At 53.0% G+C, this 24,954-nt stretch carries 20 protein-coding genes; 13 read left to right on the top strand and 7 right to left on the bottom strand.

The features are described from left to right. Positions 1 to 106: 106 nt before the first annotated feature. From BLR00_RS09825 to BLR00_RS09785, 10 genes are all read left to right on the top strand, one after another. Positions 107 to 835, top strand: a complete 729-nt coding sequence (locus tag BLR00_RS09825) for a hypothetical protein (protein WP_074632183.1) — start codon at positions 107 to 109, stop codon at positions 833 to 835. A 239-nt stretch (positions 836 to 1,074) separates the two neighbouring features. Then, positions 1,075 to 1,563 (top strand): hypothetical protein, encoded by a 489-nt coding sequence (locus BLR00_RS09820; protein WP_074632182.1) that lies wholly within the window; start codon positions 1,075 to 1,077, stop codon positions 1,561 to 1,563. Between the two features lie 47 nt (positions 1,564 to 1,610). Further along, complete coding sequence (locus BLR00_RS09815; RefSeq protein ID WP_074632181.1) at positions 1,611 to 5,273, top strand: P-loop NTPase fold protein; 3,663 nt, start codon at positions 1,611 to 1,613, stop codon at positions 5,271 to 5,273. 69 nt (positions 5,274 to 5,342) lie between these two features. Further along, a complete protein-coding gene (locus BLR00_RS16355; RefSeq protein WP_217628006.1) occupies positions 5,343 to 5,444 on the top strand; it encodes a chlorhexidine efflux transporter in 102 nt (33 codons plus the stop codon). A gap of 414 nt (positions 5,445 to 5,858) precedes the next feature. Then, positions 5,859 to 7,082 (top strand): hypothetical protein, encoded by a 1,224-nt coding sequence (locus tag BLR00_RS09810; RefSeq protein WP_143007640.1) that lies wholly within the window; start codon positions 5,859 to 5,861, stop codon positions 7,080 to 7,082. A 176-nt stretch (positions 7,083 to 7,258) separates the two neighbouring features. Further along, positions 7,259 to 8,215, top strand: a complete 957-nt coding sequence (locus BLR00_RS09805; protein ID WP_256324103.1) for a S8 family serine peptidase — start codon at positions 7,259 to 7,261, stop codon at positions 8,213 to 8,215. After that, on the top strand, positions 8,212 to 8,448 hold the full coding sequence (locus BLR00_RS09800; RefSeq protein WP_074632178.1) for a hypothetical protein: 237 nt from the start codon (positions 8,212 to 8,214) through the stop codon (positions 8,446 to 8,448). Before BLR00_RS09805 ends, BLR00_RS09800 begins: the two co-directional genes overlap by 4 nt. A gap of 133 nt (positions 8,449 to 8,581) precedes the next feature. After that, positions 8,582 to 9,568: a cyanobactin maturation protease PatG family protein gene (locus BLR00_RS09795; RefSeq protein WP_256324102.1), complete on the top strand. Its 987-nt coding sequence runs from the start codon at positions 8,582 to 8,584 to the stop codon at positions 9,566 to 9,568. A 404-nt stretch (positions 9,569 to 9,972) separates the two neighbouring features. Next, the gene (locus tag BLR00_RS09790; RefSeq protein WP_074632177.1) at positions 9,973 to 10,218 is read left to right on the top strand and encodes a hypothetical protein; all 246 of its coding nucleotides are present in this window, start codon (positions 9,973 to 9,975) and stop codon (positions 10,216 to 10,218) included. Between the two features lie 286 nt (positions 10,219 to 10,504). Beyond that, positions 10,505 to 11,557 (top strand): DUF2278 family protein, encoded by a 1,053-nt coding sequence (locus BLR00_RS09785; RefSeq protein ID WP_074632176.1) that lies wholly within the window; start codon positions 10,505 to 10,507, stop codon positions 11,555 to 11,557. Positions 11,558 to 11,651: 94 nt separating this feature from the next. Here BLR00_RS09785 and BLR00_RS09780 read toward each other — a convergent pair whose 3' ends face one another. Next, positions 11,652 to 12,143 carry a Spy/CpxP family protein refolding chaperone gene (locus tag BLR00_RS09780; RefSeq protein WP_074632175.1) on the bottom strand — a complete coding sequence of 164 codons (492 nt, stop codon included), beginning with the start codon at positions 12,141 to 12,143 and terminating at the stop codon, positions 11,652 to 11,654. A 221-nt stretch (positions 12,144 to 12,364) separates the two neighbouring features. On the opposite strand from BLR00_RS09780, the gene BLR00_RS09775 reads away from it, so the two are divergent. Together BLR00_RS09775 and BLR00_RS09770 are read left to right on the top strand one after the other, a co-directional pair. Further along, positions 12,365 to 13,063, top strand: coding sequence for a response regulator transcription factor (locus BLR00_RS09775; protein WP_074632174.1), 699 nt, complete (start codon positions 12,365 to 12,367; stop codon positions 13,061 to 13,063). A gap of 166 nt (positions 13,064 to 13,229) precedes the next feature. Beyond that, complete coding sequence (locus BLR00_RS09770; protein WP_074632173.1) at positions 13,230 to 14,597, top strand: ATP-binding protein; 1,368 nt, start codon at positions 13,230 to 13,232, stop codon at positions 14,595 to 14,597. An 87-nt stretch (positions 14,598 to 14,684) separates the two neighbouring features. Here the strand turns inward: BLR00_RS09770 and BLR00_RS09765 are convergent, their stop codons facing one another. Both BLR00_RS09765 and BLR00_RS09760 read right to left on the bottom strand, forming a co-directional pair. Further along, the gene (locus tag BLR00_RS09765) at positions 14,685 to 15,413 is read right to left on the bottom strand and encodes a class I SAM-dependent methyltransferase (RefSeq protein WP_218124321.1); all 729 of its coding nucleotides are present in this window, start codon (positions 15,411 to 15,413) and stop codon (positions 14,685 to 14,687) included. A 95-nt stretch (positions 15,414 to 15,508) separates the two neighbouring features. Further along, positions 15,509 to 15,799, bottom strand: a complete 291-nt coding sequence (locus tag BLR00_RS09760) for a hypothetical protein (protein ID WP_074632171.1) — start codon at positions 15,797 to 15,799, stop codon at positions 15,509 to 15,511. A gap of 300 nt (positions 15,800 to 16,099) precedes the next feature. On the opposite strand from BLR00_RS09760, the gene BLR00_RS09755 reads away from it, so the two are divergent. Then, a complete protein-coding gene (locus BLR00_RS09755) occupies positions 16,100 to 19,231 on the top strand; it encodes an AAA family ATPase (protein ID WP_074632170.1) in 3,132 nt (1,043 codons plus the stop codon). Between the two features lie 234 nt (positions 19,232 to 19,465). Here the strand turns inward: BLR00_RS09755 and BLR00_RS09750 are convergent, their stop codons facing one another. The 4 genes from BLR00_RS09750 to BLR00_RS09735 all read right to left on the bottom strand — a co-directional run bounded on the left by BLR00_RS09750 (position 19,466) and on the right by BLR00_RS09735 (position 24,842). Next, complete coding sequence (locus BLR00_RS09750) at positions 19,466 to 19,924, bottom strand: hypothetical protein (RefSeq protein ID WP_074632169.1); 459 nt, start codon at positions 19,922 to 19,924, stop codon at positions 19,466 to 19,468. A 241-nt stretch (positions 19,925 to 20,165) separates the two neighbouring features. Continuing rightward, positions 20,166 to 20,822 carry a response regulator gene (locus BLR00_RS09745; protein ID WP_074632168.1) on the bottom strand — a complete coding sequence of 219 codons (657 nt, stop codon included), beginning with the start codon at positions 20,820 to 20,822 and terminating at the stop codon, positions 20,166 to 20,168. A gap of 12 nt (positions 20,823 to 20,834) precedes the next feature. Next, positions 20,835 to 22,628 carry a sensor histidine kinase gene (locus BLR00_RS09740; RefSeq protein WP_074632167.1) on the bottom strand — a complete coding sequence of 598 codons (1,794 nt, stop codon included), beginning with the start codon at positions 22,626 to 22,628 and terminating at the stop codon, positions 20,835 to 20,837. 246 nt (positions 22,629 to 22,874) lie between these two features. Then, entirely contained in the window at positions 22,875 to 24,842 is a 1,968-nt protein-coding gene (locus BLR00_RS09735) for a DNA repair helicase YoaA (protein WP_074634245.1), read from the bottom strand. Positions 24,843 to 24,954: the final 112 nt, after the last annotated feature.

Genomic DNA, 24,954 nt, shown 5'->3' with positions numbered 1-24,954 from the left:
TCTTGAAAATAACCCTATTTATTTTTTTAGTTTCCTGAACTATAAAGAAGTGAAACTAGCGTGTATAGAGTTCAGCCGTAATAAAACCTGGAGGATAAATCAACCCATGAAAACAATTCGTGAAGTGACGGAAGTCAGGCTTGCGGTTCTGGAAAGTTTTCCCCCTAAATTACAAATTACCGCCTCGGGTAATGTGCCAACCGGGGGCTGGACCAACCCTCGGCTGAACCCCTTCGTCAATATTCAGGCACCACCGGATGGAATTTACGATTTTGATTTCGCCGCCGATCCTCCGGAGGGACCCGCAACGCAAGTGATCTCTCCCATCCATGCGATTTATGTATGGGACAGCTTTCCGGCGGATGTCAGGGGAGTGCGCGTAAACGCTGCGCAAAACTCAATAACCACTTGGCTGGACGATCGCAGCGGGCAACCCAACCGCTATACCTTCAGCGACTGCGAGGGCGTCAAACGCGTCATCTTTTTCCCCAAGGCATTGGGCCCCCTGGGAATAAGCGAATCACCGTCAGATGCCCAGCTTGAATACAATGGTTCGGAAGGCCAGTTTGTATTTCGGGGAGACGATATCAGTCAGGAACAAACTATTCTGGGATCGCTTATCTCAGTAACGCTTCAACCCAATGCCGATGCCGGCGGCCTGGATTTCGCCCTGGTTCTGCCGCCAGTTCAACTGGGAGGCCATGCACGACAGGAGTTTGAAACCGTGGGTATCAAGATTCACAGCCGGGGGCGCGTGATAAGACGGGCAGGTGCGGAACTGACCTATGAAGTCATAAAATTAAATGGCATTGCCGAGGATATTCCCATACTTTGAGCCCATTCTATAAGTATGACGCGACATCCGGTCTGGCAGACTTCGAGCTCTGATCAAGAAATGTTTCACATTAATATTTAACATTAGATAATTATATTAAATAATATGATTTAAAAGAATAATAATTTAATTTCTTCGGGCTCGATACGGAATTGAAGCATCAGGAAGCGGGCAAAGCAAGGTTCTGAATCCGAGGATCAACCATGGCCCAAAAGGCATTAATCTAATAAGAAAACATCATGATTATGGCACCCGGTAAAAGAATCATCCTGGTTTATGCCAGCCGGGATGAGGACTGGCGGCATCGGCTGGAGGATCGTCTCGTTGTCCGTACGAACGACAGGGAACGCTTTCCGGCAGGGCTGAGCGTCGAAGCGTGGAGCGACGAATATCTCGCTGAGTCGGCCCGCGCACCCGACACGCTTCGTGACGAAGTCGAGAATGTGGCTGTAATGCTCTTTCTTGTTTCGGATGATCTGCTTGGTTCCCCTTGCGTGCGCGATGAGTCCATCGCGAGCGTGTTGCAGATCATATTGCTGGAAGAGCGATCGGTGGTACGCCGTTTAAGCGGTTTCATTGCCGTGTGGCGGCGACGATCTTCTGGATTAAAATCTATTACCCCCCGCTTCGATAGTAACAGATCAAAGTGTTGGTATTTTCATTCGGATGTGCATAGAAAAACAATACCGTGCAAATACATTTGCATTGTCGAACTCGAATGTCCGTAAATTTCTCTTATGCTGATAAAGCATGGTGATAATGCTTGGGAGAGCATGTGTCTATAGATCAAGGCTATGATGTTTTTATTAGCTATGCTGATGCGGATAACGAAGTTCCGGACTCAGCGCAGGCTGGCTGGGTGACTTCATTTGCCCATTATCTGAATATCGGTCCCAACGTCCTTAAGAAAAACCTCTTCATTGACCACCATCTCAAGTCGGGCGATGTATTTAGCGATGATCTGATCAAAAAAGTTGAAAACAGCAAATTACTGGTATTGATCCTCTCGCAAAATTATATCGATTCCGAATGGTGCGGAAAAGAACTGGAGTATTTCATTCAGGCTCACTCGAATGATCCTGAGAAACCCGCCGATGTTTTCGTGGTGGAGATTTTTCCCTACGATGAGTTGACCGGCGTTCCCCCGAATATTGATCGCATTCGCAAGCACCAGATCGACGCGAAGTTCTGGTATAAACCGCCGAACGCGATTGCACCCCTCTTGTCCGGCTATCCCACACCCAGAGAAAGTGGAGCGGAAGATTTCTATTGGAACGCGTTAAATCAACTACGCTATGCTATTGATTCCCGATTAAAAAATATAGCACGCGCCCAAGGCTGGAGTAGTTCGAATATCGGTAATGGCGATGAAACACGCGAACGCGAGACTGAACGGAAAACATTAGCCGATGCGGCTCTTCAACCACCGGAATCAACCGCCCCACCCGACGCCGGGACCGTACCGCTGACACGGCTCTCCGAGTTCAAGACCGCGAGCTCAATTCCATTTTTGATGAATCGGGCAGCAGAGATGGCATCGGGCGTAACACCGCCGCTTGCCGTGACCACCAGCTTCATGCTACTCGCGATCGCCGAAGCCACCGATACGGGAGGCCCATGGGCAGCACATTTCCTGCGCGAGCTGGTCGACAAGCACACAAAAGAGTATGAGGCAATACGGGACCGCTATTTCAGAAAACGCGGATCGCGAGGTCTGCAAGTACGATCGGAAAGTCCGGTTCGCAGTCTTCCCGTCGAGATGACAGGCTACCTGTTCGCGGCGCTGGAACGGTCGCGCGACATCGCCCAGCGCACGGCACACGATCCGGAAATTCATGCACGCCATCTCCTGGCAGCCCTATTGCACAGTGATACAACAAAAGAGCGCTCAGGCGCGCTCAACCGTCTCGCCGAGATGGGGCTCGACCCCGTATTCGTGCGTGAGGCGCTATGCGAGTGGTTGCGCGGCCATGGGGATGACGATGACGCCTGGGAGGCACTGCTCATCGGTACGCGATCGGCGGTACGCCGTTTCAGCGGCTTCATCGCCGATCGCGTGGGTGGCGATGATCTGCTGGATATCCAGAATGATGTGCGCGCGCTCGCCGCGCTGATTGCCGCGCGAACCGTCGTGCCGCCGCTCTCCATCGGCTTGTTCGGCGAGTGGGGCTCCGGCAAGACGTTCTTCATGCGCCAGTTGCGAGCGGCTATCGACAGCCTGGCGATGGAAGCGCGCACGGCGAACCGGATGCAGCGCGACCTGCCCATTTATAAAAACATCGTACAGATCGAGTTCAACGCCTGGCACTATGTCGAAGGCAACCTCTGGGCGAGCCTCGTCGAGCACATCCTCGACAACCTGTATGTGAAGAAAGACCCAAGAATCAGCCGGGCATTGCAGGAGGAGCTGATCAAAAAGCTTGCCGAGGAGAAGGCGCTCTCGCAGGCAACAAGCAACGCCGCCGACAGTGCGAAAGCGGCGGCGACTGCCGCGAAGGTGACTCTGGACGCCGCGCAGAAGAGTCTCAACGAAAAAACGGAAGAACTGGCCAAACTGAATGCTGAACACGTACGGAAAGATTTTGTGCTGAGCGGCGCCCACCAGCCGGTCGTCAATGCGCTGGAACAACTTGATCTCGGGGCAGTCGGCCGGAGCGCCGTGGAGCTCGAGGGCGCGCTGCGGCAGATCCATGGCGTGCTCGGCCGCGGACAACGATTTCTCGCCCCGCTCATGCATGCGAAGGATCGGAATCGCCGGTTCAACTGGCTACTCTTTAGCCTTCTCGGGGCGCCGGTCGTGGCGATTGTTGTGCGCCTTGTATTGCAGATGCTGGGATCGAGCGTTACCGACATCTACGCCTACGCCACCGGTTTGGCGACGTTGATCGCGTCAGGTGTTCCCTGGCTCAAGCAACAGGCCCAGTGGATGTCGCAACGGCTCGATGAAGCAGAGACCGCGCAGAAGAAGTTTGACGAGGAGATGGCGAAGGAGACTGCCACGCATGTGCAGAAGGTCACACAGGCCGAGCAAAGGCTGCGCGAGCTGACAGCGGCTCTCGATTCTGCGCTGCAGAGGCATGCGGAAGCGAAGGCGCGCGAGGCCGCCGCCGACGCCGAGCTCAAGGCTGCGACGGCCGGCCGCCTGCTTGCCAATTTCATCACCGACCGCGCCGCAAGCAGCGACTATCGCAAGCACCTCGGCGTGCTCGCGCTGGTACGCGACGATTTCGAGAAACTTTCCGGGCTGATCGAAGAGGAAAATTGGTCGCTATCGCCCGAAGACCCGTTCGAGCCACCCCGTACCGATGGCCAAAAGCGGTATGCGAGCCTGGCTGAAGAGGAGAAAGACAAGGACAAGCGCATCAATCGCATTGTGCTTTATATCGACGATCTCGACCGCTGTCCGCCAAACAAGGTGGTGGAAGTATTGCAAGCGGTGCATCTGCTACTGGCATTCCCGCTTTTTGTCGTTGTCGTCGGGGTGGATGCGCGCTGGATCAAGCGCTCGTTGCAGACACGTTATCGCGAATTGCTTCACGTCGACAACAGGCCGGTAAACGACGAAAGTGACACGGGGTTGCTCGTCGGCTCGGCGACGCCCAACGATTACCTCGAGAAGATTTTCCAGATTCCATTCTGGCTGAGACCCATGGATGCCGCCGCTTGTGACCGCATGGTGCGCGGGCTGCTGCGAACGAGCGTGAAGCACCCGGATCAAGACTCGAAAGAGGGGGAGCAGGAAAAAGCAGCTGGCAAGATAATAACGACCGTAGCGGGCGCCGACATGTCTTCAGGGATTCCGATCACACCGCAGCAGCCAATATCCGGGGCAAGCGCACCGGCGGCGGCGCAAACAGCACAGCAGCAGGTGCCTCAAACTGCTTCGGCTGGCTCCGCATCCGCCGGGAGCAATGTTGGCGCCACCACGATTCCCACCGCTCAACAACCCGTCTACCCGACGTTCGAGAGCCTCGAAATCATTCCCGCCGAACTTGATTTCATGACAAAGCTTGCGCCGGTACTCGGCCGCTCGCCGCGTGCGCTCAAGCGGTTCGTTAATGTGTACCGGTTGATCAAGGCGGGGCTCGGGCCGCAGGAGGAACGCTCATTCCCGCGGCCGGGCAATCCGCTGGGCCACTATCAGGCCGTGTTGCTGCTTCTCGCGGTCGATACCGGCACGCCCATGCTGGCACGCAATTTCTTTGCGACGGTGGAAACTGGAGCGGGTCCCGCACCCCTAAATGAGGCTCCGCGCGATATCGGTTGGCTCATGAAGGAGATGGATCAAGCCTGGCTTGAGGACGCACCCGGCTGGCAACGCCTACGCGAGTGGCTGGAGACGCACGATGAGGAGATACCTGCCGATACCAGGCTTGCGGTACTTGCGCCCTGGACGAAGCGTGTCGCGCGATTTTCGTTCGAAGTCGGCCGGTCGTGATGCGCAGGTGGTGATAATGAAATATTGCAGACCGGCAGGATGGGACAGGTATCCTTGTGGTAGGCTTTTTTGCTGGATTTAGGCCTGTTAGCATTTTTCCTGGTCTATACCTTCGTATTTAACTTTATGTTCGACCGCTGGTTTGGTCTGCCTGCATCGGCAGCACCATAAATGAACTAGGCTGATAACAGCTCGATCTATTACATGAATGTTGAGAATGACAGTAAAAAAGGCTGTTATTAAGGAGTCACCGGATTTACCGATTGCGGTATGCCTGAGGCCCAGCATATTCAGCATGCTTCACTTGCCCGAAAACCGATAATCGCTCAAATAAAGGAATTCGGTCCTAAGCGCCTTTTTGTCGCACGTCAGGCTGCGGGGTTGCGAATACCTGTTTATTTTTGACCGCTGCAAAACGATCCCTCTGCTATTCTTATAATGAGATTTTCTTAATATCTCCTATTTGCGCATCGCCGCATCGAAAAAGCATGGATGGCGCTTCTTGCGACATATTCGACAACAAGCGATATGGGGCGAAAGATACATGCCAATATGGCGATCAATTCTATGAAGGAGAAAATCCTTATGCGTTATTCAGCCATCATTATCACGGCCGCGCTGCTGGCTTGTTTTCCGCAGGTATTCGCGCAGGAAACAACCGTTGAAACTTCTGTTGCTACTCCCGTCTCGGTCCCACCCCCTGACGCAGCAAGGGGCCAGGCTCAACAGGAAAGCCAGAAAGGCGAACTTTTTATCGTCGGAAAAAACGAGGGCAGGAACAAGGAAGATTTCGTTTTTAAAATGGGCGAAAGAGTCCATATCAAAGCAACCGGCGATGTTGCCAGAAGATTGAAAATCGAGCTGGAAAAGACCGGCGCTTCAAGAACATTTTTCCTGTTGTTTGACGGGATCAAGATGGCCAATCTGCCTTCAGCCATATCCCAATTCGATAACGGAAATACGCTGCGCTTCAGTTTCTATCTTGAACGCAATCCTGCGCTTAAAGAATCCCGCGAGGCATGGGACATGGTGTTCAAAAGCAAGGATGAGTATGTCATGCCAATCGAGGTGGGCATAGGGATAGGTAACGAATTGCCATTAGTGGTGCAATCCACCTACCCGTTTTTCGTCTATCTCGCACCGGCATCAGAAATACTCGCCGCTGTCAGTGGTTCCTTGCTGTTTTTATTTGTTGCCTATTATTTGATCGTCAATAAGACAAACATGCTGAAGGACAAAGATACCGGCTATTACAGCCTGGGCAAGAGCCAGATGGCCTTCTGGGGATTGATGGTCGCACTGGCATTTGTCGGCATCTGGATATTGACCGGTACTATGGAATATATTCCCCAACAAGTACTTATCCTCCTGGGCATCAGTGGCGCCACCGGATTGAGTGCAGTCTTGATCGGAAACAGCAAGAAATCCGGGGCCGAGGACGAAGTCACGAAGCTTCGGCAGGAAGAACAGGATCTTAAAACGTTGAAAGAAAGAAATCCGGACGGCTTTTCTTCGGATAATGAAAGCCAGTTGACGACCCTCTCGCAAAAAATCAAGGAACTATCCCATCAACTGGGTAACCAGGCGCAGCGCAGGCAATCCAGGGGATTCTGGCAGGAAATTTGCGATGACGGCAACGGCGTGAGTTTTCACCGTCTTCAAGTTGTCATATGGACACTTATCCTGGGCATGGTATTCGTCGGTTCTGTGGCGGATGGCATGTCTATCCCGGAATTTCCCGAGACTTTGCTTATCTTAATGGGAATCAGCAACCTGACTTATCTGGGATTCAAAATTCCCGAGAAATAAATAGATTCCGGCGAATAATATGTCAATTCCAAATCAATACAATGACCTGACAGGAACCAGGGAGGTATTGGAGGATGCTATGTTAGGTAACGCACCGAACGGCTCGAGGATAAAGAGTATTTCTATACAAAGGGAATCAAAAAAACTTATTAACCGCAAATAAAGCGGCCTGATCATTGGCATTGACCAATGCAAGGCTTTCCGGCAATCTGCCATCAAGGGCTCAAGGGGTGACGCGCGCTATGCTTCCTACGGAGTTGGTCAGGCTCTCGGCATTGATGGAACGCACCAGCGGTATTCCTGACATCAGGATTGGACTCATCGATGGCCCTGTCCTTACCCGGCACGCTGATCTGGCAAGCGAGAACCTCCGGGAAATTCCCGGAAACAATGGGGCAGCCTGCACACAGGCCAATAGCGCAGCATGCCTGCATGGAACCTTTATAGCCGGGATCTTATCTGCGAAACGGAATTCCCCTGCGCCCGCCATTTGTCCCGGCTGTACCCTCCTCATACGTCCCATTTTTACCGAAAAAACCGCCGGGCGCGAACACATGCCCAGCTCGACGCCTCAGGAACTGGCAGCGGCAATCCTTGAATGCATTGGTGCAGGCGCACGCATCGTTAACCTGAGCCTCGCCCTGGCACAGCCTTCCACCAAGGGGGAGCATGCCCTGGAAGAGGCACTCAATCTGGCCCTCAGGCGCGGCGTGCTGATCGTTGCGGCAGCGGGCAACCAAGGCACGCTCGGAAGTTCCGCCATTACCCGTCACCCGTGGGTCATTCCGGTCGTGGCCTGTGATTTACGCGGCCGACCTATAAACGAATCGAATCTGGGCAGTTCGATAGGCACGCGAGGGTTGAGCGCGCCGGGTGACAACATTACCAGTCTGAACGCTGACGGCCAATCAGTCACGCTTGGTGGTACGAGCGTTGCGGTGCCTTTTGTCACCGGGACCATTGCACTGCTATGGTCGGAATTTCCCGCCGCAACCGACGCACAAATCAAACTCGCTATCACGCAAGCCTTCACAACAGGATCACGGCGAGCTTCGGTCGTTCCTCCATTGCTGGACGCAGACACAGCCTGGCAAACCCTGCTGACACTCAATGCAAGAAGGCGAATAGCATGACCGGGGCAAGCAAAGTGAACAAAGCGGATGATGCGAACAGCGTGCCTGATAAAAATGGGCAACAACCCCATCGGGTACATCTACCTGGATTTATCACCGGCGATGAGATCGGCTTGGGTGATGCAATCAAGCGAACGAGTTCCTATCTTGGAATCCAGCCTTGCGGAGACTGCGAACGCCGGGCAGCCAAGCTCAATCGCTGGCTGGTTTTCACCCCTCGGCGGTCGAGGTAAGAAGTCTCGCAGGTTGGGCCAGCAGCTTTATCGCATGCCGGTTCGTTGGGTTACGGCTTCGCCTAGCGAGCTTACGAGTTCCGGATACGAAGGTTGCATAGCACAAACCAGCAGGGCAGGCGAAGTGGACGAAATGAATAACCTCATACTCAAGGAGCGCAACATGACCGAGCAAACTGAAACGATGGAACAATCGCTGGACCAGCCGGTTAAAACGAATGACATGCGAGCACCCGCGCCTTATTCCGAGGTTCGTTCAAACACGGCAATCTCACCGCAAGCGGGAGCGGGAACCTGTAGTAGTTGTGGAGGAAACGGGGGTGGGGGCATGAATCTCAATGATGCCACGACGATCTCATATGTCTATGCCATCGGCCGGGTCGAAGCCCGTTTCCCGAATCTCGCCGCGGAAAAGGAATTTGCCCAGGCAACCGGGCGGACAGAAACGGCCGGTAAAACCGATCAACAGGCTTTTCATGCGGTTCTGTCCCAACGTCAGAATCGCTATCTGGTACGCCAATTATGCTGGGTGCTAACCATACAGGGGCTGGAAACTTACCTCCTGCAGCCGCGCGACCCGGCGGATATCGATATGCTGGTGGATGCGATCCGGCCCATGCCCGCACCCAATGATATCGATGTCGTTATCGGTCTGCGCGGTCCCATTGCCCCGCCGGATATGTGCAACGGCTTGATGGTGCCCATTATCGTCTTCGATCAGATTTATTCATTCGGACGCGACGAACTGATCAAGGCTATTCCGAAACCGGAGAAATTGACTGACAAGCAATTCGGTCCGGCGGCCGAGGAATTATTCGACAGGATCATGCAAATGACTGATAACGCCGGGGCAACCGATGAGCACCGTGTATTGAATTATCTGGCCATGCGCTATCCCGCTATTTATGCCAAGGCGGCGGAGAAATATGGCGGTGACTATTCAATGACCGGAGTGGAAGTTATTCCTTCATCATTAAGCAGCACCCGGAAAATCTTTAAAGCCATTTTTTCTTACACCCACCGCAACACGGATTTTACCGAGAAGTTTTTTGTGCGCGTCGATGCGACCGAGGAGTTTCCATTCCTCGTCACCAAGATGTCGCCATACTATGATCATTAACCTAACCACCCAAAAGGAGAGATATCATGAACATGCCAGGTTTTACTGCGGAAGCATCAATCTACAAAACAGGTAAGAATTACCTTATGAGTGCGCAGGATGTTTCCATGACCAACACCTCCGCGGTCACGCCACAACGAATAAGAACGCTAGACGTGGATCAGGGATGTACACTGTTTTGTGATTGCAACGATGCGTCAGGAGCGTGTAGCTGTGACGCTACCTTATGTCCCACTCTTCGCTGGGGACTGACCCGCGCAACTATATCCTAAGCCGGTATGCATAATGCGGATTCGCATGTGGTCACCGGGATATCGAGGAAGTCAGAGATCCTGCTCCGCACCCTGATTAACAGAGCGTTTTGATCATCCGGACTTTAAGATTTTGATGAGGAGAATTTGAAAATGAACATACCACAGTTTAATGCCGAGGCATCGCTTGCTCCAACCATGGGCATATATCGCGGGAAGGCCGCTCTTGCCGGAACTTCCTCGGAAGGGGGTGGAGGAGTTATACCGCAACTTCGTTTCCAATCGGATCCGGATGTGGGCGCCTACCTGAGATGCAGGGCGAATGGAGGAGGCGAGCTCATATGCCGTTTCTTTGGAGGGCTACCTCCCTTCACTATCGGCGGCTTACTGATTTCCTGATTGCCTAGCTGCGCAGAGCGGAATAACGATAGCGTATTCCGCTGGATGTTCGCATCCCACGTTGGATCAGGCTGCGTATAGCATCAAAAGATTCCGGCCCGCATTCGTCATCCGGCATGATACGTTGATGCTAGTGCGCCCAGCGAACTGCTGGTCACCAATATGCCGGTCAAGAGCAGAGCTCGTAGGTTGGGTTAGGCGAAGCCGTAACCCAACGAAGCGGACGAGGCAAAAAGCTCCATATTCAAGGAGCCACAACAATACACCGTTATAGGAGGAGCAAAAAATGCCACTGAATTCTTATGGCGTACTAAAGGGTCGCCCTGTTAACCGCCAACTCGGCTCGGGCTCCAATCCGCACTACCAGATTCACATCGTCGATGATACGACTCATTATCGCATCGCGGTAAACGTGGCTTCACAACTCGCTCCTTCCGAGCTTGAATTTCTTGTGGATTCAAGATTCGATCATCCGATTCTGGCGGAGTTGATCGATCAACCTCTCGGATGGCTTCCGCTGCAATCCCGTCCAGGCGGCGTGGCGCTGGACTTTATTCGTAGCAACTTGTTCGATCCGCGCAATATGCGCGTGCTTCCCTTCAATGTCCCAGGTCCGGACAATGATCTGAACGAAAAAATCGATCAGTTCGTGCAACGTGCGATGGCCGACGAAGAGGCACATGTTTATGCTTTCGGCGAGCGCTGGGGACCGGAGAACAACACGACCGACAAGATATTCGGCTTTATCCCCGGCAATGGTGTCCATGACATCCATATGAACCAGGGCAATGTGGGACGCTTTACCGGCGATGACGGGGTATACCAGGATGGGGCCCTGTTGTTTCATTTCCCCCGGACCAGCCAATGGGTTGGGGTATTTTTGAAATTCCAGTCCCAGACCTGGCATACCGATGACAGGACAGGACATCGAATTCATACCCAAACCAGCGGCCCGCCATCAGATGCGAGTGTTGTCACAAATCCGTTCACCCCGGGGGGACAACCCAGTCCGGAAATGCCGGACGGGGCAATCCGCATTGTCGCAGCGCTCGTCAATAGCATCGAATCACCCGAGGTGGAGTTCGTAACGCTTCTGAACACCACCAACGAGACCCTCTCGCTTGACGGCTGGATGATCGCGGATCGGGACAAGAACAAGATGTCCCTGACAGGGACTATCGCGGCTGCGGAGGCGCTGCGTATACAACTTGTTCCACCGGTTTTTCTGCCCAACAAGGGAGGAATCATTACCCTTTTGAATGACCGCGGCCTGCGCGTGGATGGAGTGGCTTACACCAGAGAGCAGGCACGTAATCCAGGCTGGACGCTAAAGTTCTGAACGACCGGTGTGCCTGGGACCGGAACCCGGCGGGATTATCACAGTAAAGCACCACAGCGGTTTGACATATGCCAAACCGCTGTTTAGCTGCACTTTACCCTTTATTGTGATGCCCGTGCTTATGCTCCTCGCGCATTTGTTTCATTTGTTCCCGCTGAGTATCCGTCAGCACCAGCTGAATCTCGTTGCGTATCTTGCTGCGCTGAATAATTGATGCGGCCACCAGATTACCTCGCTCTTGTGCCAGCACTTGTACCTGGCTACCGTCACCACCGCCATTTTGCTTGAGTTCACGTAATGCCTTGCGATTTGTCTGTATTTTTTCTTTTAAATTCGCCATTTGAGATTTCGATTTCTGCAAAACGGCTTCCACCGATGAACGCTGCTCGGTAGTCAGTTTGAGGCGATCCGTCATCCGGTTCAGGAAACGTTCCCCGCCGTCCGCGCCTTGCCCCATCCTGGAATGCGCACCATGGTGGCATTCCTGCGATGCTTTTTTGGAGCCCGTGTCAGCTTGTGTGCCTGCCAGAGCAATGCTGCTTGCCAATAAGCAACCGATTAGCGAAATTTTCGTGATGATTTTCATTAGCTGATTCCTCTTAGTAGGTTTTTACGAATATCGCGATGAGCCCCCACGGCCCACACGATATGGGCAAAGAATAAGATCAAGCCATGTCAAGGTGGGTGATGAAAGCGTAAATTTGTGTAAAGAAGTCAGAGCCCGCTGTATTTGTTTGCCGTAATTTGGCAATATCCATAACAAATGGATCACCTGATGGTTCACAACAACTTGATTTTGGAAAACGGATGGCGCGCATACTACTGGCAGATGACGACATTGAATTGAGCGATATGCTGGTCGACTACCTCCGCAAAGAGGGCTTCGATGTCGATGCGGCTCATGATGGCGATGCCGCGCTGCGCAAGGCGCTGGCCAACCCATATGATTTACTGATACTGGATGTCATGATGCCCAACCGGAGCGGTTTCGACGTATTGCGTGAACTGCGTGTGCGATCCTTACTCCCCGTGCTGATGTTGACGGCACGCGGAGATGACATCGACAGTATTGTCGGGCTTGAGCTCGGTGCGGACGACTATCTGGCCAAACCATCCAGTCCTCGCGTACTGGTAGCACGGATTCGCGCAATCCTGAGAAGAGTGGAGACAAAAGGCGAATTGCAAAATGGCGGTGAGCGGCCCGATCAGATTGCATTGGATGATCTTGTCATGCACATGGGCTCACGTATGGTAGTGTGCGGTAATAATCCCGTATCCATGACCAGCACGGAATTCAGCGTATTGGACATATTGCTGCGCGAAGCCGGCAACGTCGTGTCGAAGGCGAATCTGTCCGAGCGGGCGCTTGGCCGGAAATTGAGCCGCTATGACCGCAGTCTCGACATGCACGTCAGCAACCTGCGTAAAAAACTGGGGACGTTATCCGATGGCCGGGAGCGGATTAAAACTGTCCGCGGTGTTGGTTACATTTATTCGCGGACCTAGGAGCCTGTCGGACTTAAAGGAAATCGGCTGCAAAAGCATCTGGCCGGTCAATACCTAGCCACTTTCTTGACCAATAGAACAACTACTGGCCTTCAAAATCGTCAAAATCTATGCTCGCCCAGTCACTTTTTCGCTTCAATTCTTCAAGTCCGACAGGCTGCTAACGGTGCACAGACTATTCTGGAAAATATTTCTGTCATTCTGGCTCACGCTGATCATCTTTGCCGCATTGCTCATGTTTGCGGCTTCGAGCTATCTCGAACATATCCGGACGCAACAGGATATCGGCAGCATACGTACACGTCTCTCGGAATATTTTAATCAGGGTCAAACAGTCGCAAAACAGAAAGGTATCGAAGGCCTTAAAGAGTGGCTGGATCGCCTGGACCACAGTGAAGCCATACCCATTTTCCTCATCGATGAGGCGGGGAAGGATCTGCTTGAACGGGAGATTCCAGCCGACATCATCGCAAGGCTGGATCGAAGGCGGGAGCATGCGGAACGCGGAGAACGAAAAAGGCCGCCTCACCAGCAGCCTATCCGGTTACCGGATGGAAGCGCCTACCGCATGATCCCTGACTTTCAGAGCATTACCTTACTCAGGATTTTGCAACGCCCCAGGGTCATTGGGCTTCCCATGGCAGTCGCAGCACTGGTAAGTGCGCTGATTTGCCTGCTCCTCAGCCGCTACCTGACTTTTCCGCTTGAGCGGCTGCGGCGCGCCACCCAGCACATTGCGGCCGGAGACCTTACCCAGCGGGTCGTCCCATCCATGGGCAACCGCCGGGATGAGATTGCCGATCTGGCAGGTGCATTCGACAAGATGGCCGAACGGCTCGAGAAAGTGTTCGGCGCGCAGCGGCAATTGCTGAGTGATGCCTCTCATGAACTGCGTTCCCCGCTCGCACGCTTGCAGGTCGCATTGGGTCTTGCCAGGCAGCGATCAAACGGTCAGGCTGAAAAAGAGCTTGACCGCATCGAGCTTGAAATAGAGCGCCTGAATGAGTTGATTGGCCAGCTTCTCGCGCTCTCCCGTCTGGAAGCGGGGGTGGACGCGGCACATATCGACCGGATTGACATGCAGGAGATGCTCGAAGACCTCATTGAGGATGCGCAATTTGAGGCGGATTCAAGGGGCTGCCAAGTGAAATTGCAGAAAGCCTTTCCGGTCATGGTGAAAGCAAACGCCATGCTGCTTCACAGTGCAATTGAAAACGTCATTCGCAATGCTATCAAGTACACAAAACGGGATACGGCAGTTGAAATAAGCATGCGAGAAGACGCCGGAAATCCGGACAGCATCATTGTTCAGGTGCGCGATCACGGACCCGGAGCGCCCGAAGAAATGCTGCCTCATCTGTTTGAGCCATTCGTAAGGGTAGAGGAGGCCAGGGATCGCTTAAGCGGTGGGCATGGGCTTGGGTTAGCCATCGCCGAACGCGCTGTTCAGCTATATGGCGGCGAAATCATGGCAAGAAACGAACCGGACGAAGGGCTGAGTATTTACATCCGCCTGCAGCGCGCCAAAATTTGATGAGGGTTCAAGAAGTATGCCACGGGAAGAGTTCTGTTAAAGAAAGGACGCGACTCGATCCGGCGGGGAGTGCGGACCGCGTCGCGTCTAACCGGCAAACGAAGGATCTGGAATGGCCACAGGCGGTCGTTTCAATCCGTATAAGCACCGGGCTTTTGTACCGGCGAGAACCACAATTGGAATGGCGAAGCGCATCGCCTCACCTTCGAGGTGGACATTGATTCCCAAGTGATCCTTATCGATATCCGATCTGAACAACCTACGGATCTTGTCTGCGTCGCCGGGAGCAGGAGATGAAATATTTAATTGCTGCTCAACTTCACCCTCGACTTTATGTTGCTGGATCTTCAAATCCAGAAGCCTCGAATTATGGATGAGCCTGACGATTTCAGATATTTCCAACGCCTTGACATGTGATGGATCGCGAATTTTTTCGAGTTGATTATAGGACTCCGCTTTATCTGACGGCATGACCACATCGGCCACGAGAACACGTCCTCCTGGCTTGCAAACCCGAATCATTTCCGACAAAACCATTTCCGGTTTCTCGAAGTGGTGAAAGCTGTATCGAGCCAGGACGATGTCAAAACTATTCGATGAAAAAGGTAGAAGAGAAACGTCTCCAATTTGCCAGGCAAGATTATGGAGTTGTTTTTCAGCCTGTCTTTCCCTGGCTGCTGCGATCATCCTGGATGTAATATCCATACCGGTTACAAACCGGGCATGGGCAGCGAACTCGCATGCAACCAGGCCGGGACCGCAGGCAACGTCAAGCACGGTATCCGTGGCATGCACACCACTCATTTCAATCAGCATTTGTATCGATGCTGAATGGCCAGGAAGTTCGGCCGATGGAATCGCCTGAAGCGGCGGGAACCGCTCAATGATTGTTCGATTAGGGTTGCAGATCATCACGACGCTACCGTCAGTCTCATCGAGGTCGATAGAGATTCATACAACAAACCTCCGGCTTTCTCGGGACATGCCACTCTGTTCCGTCTTTCAGGAATGGCAAGAACATCATCGGACCCGAAACTTGCAATGGTTATCGTCGTAAGGGATGACAAGCAGGTGACTTTCGAGTGTGTTTCAAGTACATTTGGAATGTCTGATTCAAGGCGAAAAAGTAGATCATCCAGTTGATCATTACTTGATGAATCACCCCTTAAGCCGAACATATCTATCAATTCTGATTTTTTCATTATCCATTTCCTTGAAGTGCCGCCAGGATAGATAAACGTTCAATGCTTGACCTGAAATGATCATTCGGACCACCACAGGTATGACCGAACAATACCTAAACTCACGCGGGGAGTCGTAAAAGAACAGTTAAATATTGGTTAAATTTCTGCCAGTCATTGGGAGAGAAACCATGCAAAATCCAGTAGCTGTAGTAGGGCTCATCCCGAAGATAGGGGTCAGATATCAAAAAGTATTGTTATTAATCAAACTACTAACCTAGTAAATAAGCGGTCAACTGCCGGATTTAGGATAATACCCATATGGATACCGGAATTCAGACAAGCTATTGGAAGTTCCATTCCTTCAAGCTGGATAAGGCCAACGCCATACTTTGGCATGATGATCAAGTCGTGCCCTTGCGGCCCAAGAATTTTGCCGCGTTATGCTACCTGATTGAGCGGCATGGGCAACTGGTGACGAAGGACGAGTTGCTGGATAGCGTGTGGCAGCATCGCCATGTCGGCGAATCGGTGCTGAAAGTGTGCATCAATGAGTTGCGACAGGCCCTCGGAGACGATGCCCGTGCGCCAGTCTATCTCGTAACGGTGGCACGACGTGGCTACCGCTTCATCGCCCCCGTTACCAAGATCAACCCATCAGAAAAAACGGGAGAATTTGCAGAAAAATCCCCTGCCGGCATTCGCCGCGCAACTCCGCCAGGTAACAGAGCAAACTGGTGGATCGGCCGTGAAACGGCTCAGGCCCAATTGCTGGCTATCTGGCAGCATTCGCTGAAGGGTCTGCGCCAGATTGCTTTCCTGACAGGCGAACCGGGAATCGGCAAAACGACCCTGATCGAGATGTTTCTCAACGAGATAAGCAATGATGCCCCGCTGGTTTTACGCATGCGCTGCGTGGAACATTTTGGTCAGGGTGAGGCACTGCTTCCAATGATTGAAGCCATCGAAAAGCATTGTCGCGCACCGGAAGGCGTCAAAATGATCGAGCTATTGCATCGTCATGCGCCGATCTGGCTTGCACAGCTGCCATCGGTACTGCAACCCGAAGAACGAGAAGCTCTTCAACGTGAAATCTTTGGCGCGAGCCGGGAGCGCATGATACGCGAGGGATGCGAGCTACTGGAAACCTTGAGCAAGGATGCTCCCTTGATTCTCGTGCTGGAGGATCTCCATTGGAGCGATCACGCAACATTGGACTTTCTCGGTTTGCTGGCACGGCGAAGCGAGTCCGCAGCCCTGCTGGTATTGGCGAGCTATCGGCCGGTCGATGCTGCCTTGCAGGCACATTCCGTCGCATTGGTCCATCGTGAATTGCAGTTACGGGAGATGAGTTATGAGATTGCCATTGATCCGTTCTCTGCGGACGAGGTTAAAGACTTTCTTACCCGGCGTTTCCCCGCCATGGAAATGCCCGACTCGGTGAGTCAGGCCCTTTTTGTCAGGACGGGCGGGCATCCGCTATTCGTTTCCAATCTGATCGAATATCTGGTAAATCAGCACCAGCATTGGCCTTCTGCACGAGAGCTAATGGTGGATAAGGCACTCCCGGATACTATCCGGCGTGTGATCGAACGCGAAATTGAACGATTAAGCCCTGATGAACGGCGTGTGCTGGATGTCGCCAGCGTGATAGGGTCGCACTTTTCGGTGATATTGCTCGGTGCGGTGCTCGATATGGAGATTACCGACGTAGACCGCTGCTGCGATGCCTTGGTCAGGCGCGGCCAGATCCTGATTCCAGACGGCATGGAGCAGGATTCGCAGGGCGATGTTGTCGGCCACTATGCGTTCCGCCATGCCTTGTACGTCGAAGTGCTCTATCAGCGGTTTGCTCCTGGCCAGATCATCCGATTACATTTGCGTATTGGTGAATGTCTGGAGAAGGTGCATGGCAGGCTGAACCTGAAACATGCCGCAGAATTGGCCTTGCATTTTGAAAAAGGGTGGGATTGGATTCGAGCGGTTCACTATCTGACGTTATCAGCCGCTAACGCCGCGCATCGTTTCGCCAATCACCAGGCCTATGACTACCTGGTGCGTGCGTTGGGCATGATTGACCAGTTGCCGGCAGGACAGCAGGTGGAAACACGCATAGACCTCCTGAAGCAATCGTCAGCAATAAGACGCTCGCTGGGTGATATGGCCGGCGCTAAAGCCGACCTGGAAAATATGCTTGCCACGGCCAGAACCTCGGGAAGTTCCCGGGCAGAGGTTCTGGCACTTATCGAACTGAGCCGTGTGCTGGTATGGCTGGACCGCCGTCAATGTCTGGAATTGGCGGAACAAGCATTGGTGCGTAGTAAAGATCTTGATGACAAGATTCTTCAATCGGTGGTCAAGGGCATGTGGGGTGGACTGAATTTATTATTTGGTCAATGGCGCGACGACTGTGCAAGCGCGTGCCGCGAAGCCATGGATGTCGCCCGGGCCAGCGCAAATCCTCAGTTACTGCACGCCCGGCTGACACAGCATATCTATATCGAATTGCTGGCTTCGCGTTACAGGAGTGCCTGGGCAACAGCTGAAGAAGCCCTGGCGTTATCGCGCACACTGGGTGATGGTTACATGTTTATAGTTGGACACTACTACTGCGGATTGGCTTTGCTGCATCTGGGTGAATGGCAAAAATTGCGCAAGGTTGCGGAGGAGAGCAGGCGTGCATTCGAATCCAACTGCAACGATGCAAACTTACCGCTCCGTTTGCATCGTCAGATCATGATGGCCTGGCTGCATGTAGAGGCCTGCGATTTTGCAGGTGCCAAAACCTATTGTGAAGAAGCCCCATCGGAGAATTCCGGACCTTGGGCTACCTATATCTCGGCTCATTTTTCGGCCATACGGGGAAGGGCATTACTCGGACTTGGAGACTACAAGGGAGCGATTCGATGTTTTGAAATTTTTTTTCAGGCGGAGAAAAACGAATCGTTGCCCCTGTCCCGCAACTACTCCTTCCCAGCTTGTCAGGGAGCCTGTGAAGCGTGGCTATCACTGGGAGAATTCGGAAAAGCGCGTTATTACGCCCAGCGGCTGCACGACCTTTCAGCTGGCGCGCCAGAGAACACATATCTCGCGCTCAGCTATTCCCTTTTTGCCGAAATCGCCATAAAGGAAAATGTGCTGGATGAAGCGGATTCACAAATTGCGGAGGCACTCGCTATTGTGGAGAGCACGGAAATTCCGCTTGCTGCCTGGCGCGCATATGCCACAGCCGCGAAATTTTACCATCTGCGGGGTGAAGCACTCAGGGCTAATGAATACGAATTTAAAAAGCAAAGCGCGGTGGAAAAACTGCTCGCCTCACTTCAAGACGCTGACCCGCTGCGCAAGCATTTATCGAATTTTGTCGAAATGAATACGCTTTGCGGGTATCGTGCTCAGAAAAGAAATAACGGCACTTCTTCGCATGGCAATATATTCTGCGATGCAGTGTGATTTCCTCCGCAAACCCTAACTTCGGGAATTGGGCAGGGTGAAGCAGGTGTGTGATTTTTTGGGGTACAGGGAAAGGTGCGATGTCACGGAATGCCCATTCCATTTCAAGGCGTTGTGAGCAACGAAATCATGTACCACAAAAACTGTACAATTCATCTCGTAGCTGCCTCACCCGGAAGGTGAGAGTCAAATAGTACGAGATTGTCTGATCAGTGTGGTCAACCGCCGAATTAGTTAAATTCGGTCTTTAGGATCTGATCCGACCTTGGCCTTGTTTTCCCGATTCCGCTGGCCCGGTGTTTCCGCGGGAGCGGCGTAATCGCGCTTCGCAAGCTCGGATGCCATTCTCTGGTGAAAAGCAGCCTGATGTATGTTTTCCTCCGCGGCTTGCTGATATTTGTTCAGCAAGGCCCAGGTACGTGATTGGATATCTTGCGCCTGTCTACCATAGAGATAGCTTTTTTCTTCATAATGCTGCAGCAATTTCTTTTGCTCTTCCGCTTTTACCTGTATTTCTTTGGCCGTATTTGCATATTGCTTTGCCAAATTTTCATGATCGGCATAGGTTCTGGCATTCTGTGCAGCCTTGTTAATATCATCACTCTGCTTTTCGAGAGGCCCCATCTGTGCGCAGGAAGCCAATAGACCCAACGTGGACAGGACCGCAATAAATGTTCCTAACCTTGTTTTCATGATAGTAATGAACCCGGATAGAATTAAAATTATCCTAACTCAGTCCACACTATTGAGTAATTAGGGAAACCCTGGTTTTATACTAGGGGAAACCCTTAGGTCACATTTTCATGGAAAAAGTGACTAATGTAAATGTAGGCACGCTATGAGGAAAACCAGCCGGACTTCCTGCCGCCCTGAAATAAATCAGACCCCGTGAAAAATACGGGTTCAGCCTGTAGCTGAGGCAATGGCACTGCTGTTATTGTGCCTCGGAAATCCAGTGAGTGGCGTAACGTATCAAATCGGCACCATCTCTCAAATTCAGTTTGGTACGAATATTGAAGCGATGCGTTTCAATAGTTTTGATACTGCGGCTAAGCAATCTGGCAATTTCCTGACTGCTATGCCCGGATCCGATCAAATGCAGCACTTCAAACTCACTGGGGGTCAGGCTGTTGATCAACGGCTCAGGCTCCGAATTTCCGGTCGCGACCCGGTTCAACAGCCTGGCGTGCATCTGCTTGCTCAGATAAACATTTCCCTTTAATACCTCGCGGATAGCGGATACCAGCACTTCACCCGGCTCTTGCTTCATCACATAGCCCCGCGCACCGGCCCGCAAAGCACGTTCCGCATATGCGCCTTCGTCATGCATGGAGACGACGAGTACGGGTAGTGCGGGGATCAGGTTGTGCATACTTTTTATGACTTCAAAACCGGAGAGGGTCTTGAGAGACACATCCATTAAAACGATATCGGCATGATGCCCTGCTTTAAGTGTGGCCAGCGCTTCGTCTCCATCGCCGGCCTCGGCAAATACCTCCATATCCGGCTCAAGATTAATGAGCATCGCCATGCCATGCCGCAACATGGCATGATCGTCCACCAGCATTACTTGTGCTTTCAAGGCCAACATACTGAGAAACTCCTAAACTATTCGCATTTCCAGCCGGACTTCCACTCCCCCTTCCGCACGCGACAGGAATTCCAGCATCGCGCCATGCTGTCTGGCGCGATATTGCATAATTTTAATACCCATCCCCGGCGTCACTCCATGTTTTGTGTCCGTACCGGCAAAGCCGCTGCCATTATCGCTTATCGACAGGTGGAGCATCTCTTCTTCGACGGCCAGCAAAATTGCCACATGTTGCGCGCCACCATGACGTATTGCATTGTTGGTGGCCTCCTGGACAATCCGGTAAAGATTGAGCGCAAGGTCCTTATCCTTGATAAGGACTTTATTTTCGCATACAAAATCACAAGTAATCTTATAGGTAATTGCGATTCTCGATGCAAATGCCCGCAACGCGGCCGTCAGGCCATTGGTCTCCAGTTCAAACGGAAGCAACCCTTGTGCGATCTGTTTGCATTGCATCACGGCGACCTGTGCCTGTGTCGCGATGGAAGCGGCGACCGTTGCCGCATCCTCACACGACGATGTGGCTATTTTTTTTTCCAGGGCCTTGGCTTGATAGCTGATCGCCGCGATCTGCTGCCCGAGATTATCGTGCAATTCCTGCCCGATCAGCCGCTGCTGTTCTTCCGCTATGGAAACCAGTGCTTGCTCCAGGCGTTTGCGCTCGAGCCATCGCTCCAGATCGCTCGCGACCGCGTCGATGAGCCGCTGCTCTTCGGGCACCAGGAATGGCTTGTCTTCGGGATAGAACACGCGCAACTGCCCGCAGGGTTTATTATTGGCGCTAATTTTCGCCTGCAGCTCGTGCGTAAGGCCCTGGCCATGGTTCTCCGAGGTGAAACGCCTGCCATCGAGTTCGATCATGGCGGTGGCAATTTCCGGGAATTGCATGGCGGGTATCAGGTATTCAAAAATATACCGGCAAGCATTATCCACCGATAATTCCAGCCCCATGCCACGGCGAATCTCGTAGAGACAGGTGATTTCCTTCAGACGCTCATGCAGCGCCTCATCGATCTGTTTGCGCTCAAGCCATTTTTCCAGATCGCTTGCGACCGCGTCGATGAGCCGCTGCTCTTCGGGCACCAGGAACGGCTTGTCTTCGGGATAGAACACGCGCAACTGCCCGCAGGTTTTGTGGTTGACGCTAATCTTCGACTGTAGCTCATGCGTAAGGCCCTGGCCGTGATTTTCGGAAGTGAAGCGCTTGCCATCGAGTTCGATCATGGCGGTGGCAATTTCCGGGAACTGCATGGCGGGTATGAGGTGTTCGAAAATATTCTGGCAGACATTCTCCACCGATAATTCCAGCCCCATGCCACGGCGAATCTCGTAGAGACAGGTGATTTCCTTCAGGCGCTCACGCAGCGCCCCATCGATCTGTTTGCGCTCAAGCCACTTTTCCAGATCGCTCGCGACAGTGTCGATAAGCCGCTGCTCTTCCGGCACCAGGAATGGCTTGTCTTCGGGATAGAACACGCGTAATTGACCGCGTAATTCGTCGTTGGCGCTAATCTTCGACTGCAGCTCGTGCGTAAGGCCCTGACCATGATTCTCGGAGGTAAAGCGCCTGCCATCGAGCTCGATCATGGCGGTGGCAATCTCCGGAAACTGCATGGCAGGTATCAGGTGTTCGAAAATGTTCTGGCAGACAATCTCCACCGATAATTCCAACCCCATGCCACGGCGAATCTCATAGAGACAGGTGATCTCCTTGAGACGCTCGCGCAGTGCCTGACCCGCGCTTGCAGGCTCTTCTGTCGCAGGACGGACCGCGTCTGTGGAGCTTTTATCTTTGCAGGCCATTGAGGATTTTTATCGTTCGATCAATCTGATGTTTTTCGCCCGGCCCATGGTCGCAACCGCAATCATCCGCTGGTCTCGTTCACCAAAGCATCGTCGCGAGAGTACTAAGTTGCCAAGTTTATCCTAAATCCAGCCTGTAACGAACTCATTATTAAAGGTAAAGGTGACGTGACCCAAGAAGTCTGTGTGGATCATGACGCCATTCTAATAAATGAGCGGTCTACGGTCAGTTCGAGTTTGCATTGGTCATTCACTTCGAGCGAACTCATCACTTCTCGTAAAGAATTCCTCCACCTCCAGCAACTCGCGTGTACGCTTCATCGGTGGCAAGCTTTGCCAGATCCTTTTGCCGTAGGCTTTGGTGATGAGACGCGGGTCGCAGATCATCAGCACGCCACGGTCGGTCTCATCGCGGATCAACCGTCCCGCTCCCTGTTTGAGGTTGATGACGGCGCGCGGCAGTTGGTACTCCATGAAGGCGTTGCGTCCTTCCTTGTTGATTTTTTCGATGCGCGCGGAGAGTACGGGGTCATCCGGGGGAGCAAAAGGCAGTTTGTCGATCACCACCAGCGACAACGCCTCACCGCGCACATCCACACCTTCCCAGAAAGACTGGCTGCCGATCAATACGGCATTGCCCATCTTGCGGAAGCGTTCCAGCATATGGGAGCGCGAACCCTGGCCTTGCAGCAGTATCGGATAATCAAGTTTCTCGCGTTCGAATGCCGCCATCAGCAATTCGTGCACGCGCTGCATCGCTCGCAGACTGGTGCACAGGAAAAATGCGCGACCCCGGCTCGCTTTCAATACCGGCAGAGCCGCCTTCACCACTTCTTGCGTATATTCCCGGCTGCTCGGTTCTGGCAAACCTGCTGGCACATAAAGCAGGGCCTGATTTGCAAAATCGAACGGGCTTTCCCAGCAGGCGGATTGCGCGGCATTCGACGCCGTGCTCAAACCCATTTCATTGTTGTAATGCGAGAAATCACCTTTCACCGATAACGTGGCTGAGGTAAAAACCCAGGCGCGTGGTGAACCGCTCAGCTGCTTGTTGAATATTTCCGCGATGGAGAGCGGGGTGGCATTGAGTTGCAGCGCGTGGCTGAATACTTCCACCCAGCGCACGAACCCTTCGGATTCGGCCTGATCGCGCCAGCGCTTTATATTGCCGGCGATTTCACGCGCGCGTTGCCAGCAATTTTCCAACCCCTCCGAGCGCTCCGCCTGGCTTTCCAGCATTGCCGCCAGCGCATCCAGCTTATCCAGCAACTCATTCAACGCGCCACCAAATTTCGCGTTTTGCATCACCACAGCCAGCGGCATGCGTGTATTCTCGCCTTCGATAGTCAGGCGCAAATCACGCGCCGCTTTCTCCATTACCGCAATGGCCGGGGGCAGGGCGGTGAAATCCTTCGCGCCCAACAACGCTTCGGCCTCCGTGTCGCGAGCAAGCTCCAGCAATTGACTGGTGCTCACCGATTCGCCGAAAAACAGGCTGGCGGTTTCGGGCAACTGGTGAGCTTCGTCGAATATCACCGTGTTGCAGGCGGGCAGTAGTTCCGACAATCCTTCATCACGCAACATCACATCGGCGAAAAAGAGATGATGGTTGACGACCACCACATCCGCCGCAAGCGCCTGTTTGCGCGCCTCCATGACGAAGCAATTTTTATAGTTTGGGCAATCGGAACCGAGACAATTGTCGCGCGTTGAAGTCACCCGTTGCCAGACCTCCGCGTTTTCAGGCACTTCGCTCAAACCGCTTTTATCGCCGCTTCGGGTAACACCCGCGTAACGCTCGATCAGCTTCAAATACTTCGCTTCCTCGCGGCTGGCGAAGCTTGCGCGCCCATCCTGCAATGTGCGCTCCAGATGATAGTGGCAGACATAGTTGGCTCGCCCCTTCAATAACGCCACGGTGACAGGTGCCTTGAGCGCAGCCCGCACGGTGGGAATATCGCGATTGAACAGCTGGTCTTGCAGGTTTTTGGTGCCGGTGGAAATAATCACCTTGCCCCCCGCTAGCAACGCCGGCACCAGATAGGCAAAGGTTTTACCTGTACCGGTACCCGCTTCGGCAACCAGGATGGTATTGGTGGCGATGGTGCCCGCGATGGCCTGTGCCATTTCGAGTTGCTGCGTGCGCATGCGATAGCCTGGTACAGCTCTGGCAAGCGGACCAGTGGAAGCAAAAAATGAATCGATATCAGGCATGGAGGAGGGTGAGACAATGGGTGCCATGATAGTGCAAGATCTTGTATTTATCCAATTTTGTACTCCCGATGACTAAAAGGGAATATAGGCGCCGGAACTAAAATAGAACGAT

Source organism: Nitrosospira multiformis, from assembly GCF_900103165.1.
GTDB lineage: Bacteria > Pseudomonadota > Gammaproteobacteria > Burkholderiales > Nitrosomonadaceae > Nitrosospira > Nitrosospira multiformis_D.
Note: the sequence above shows the minus strand (reverse complement) of the source record. Positions and strands in the feature narration are given on the sequence as shown.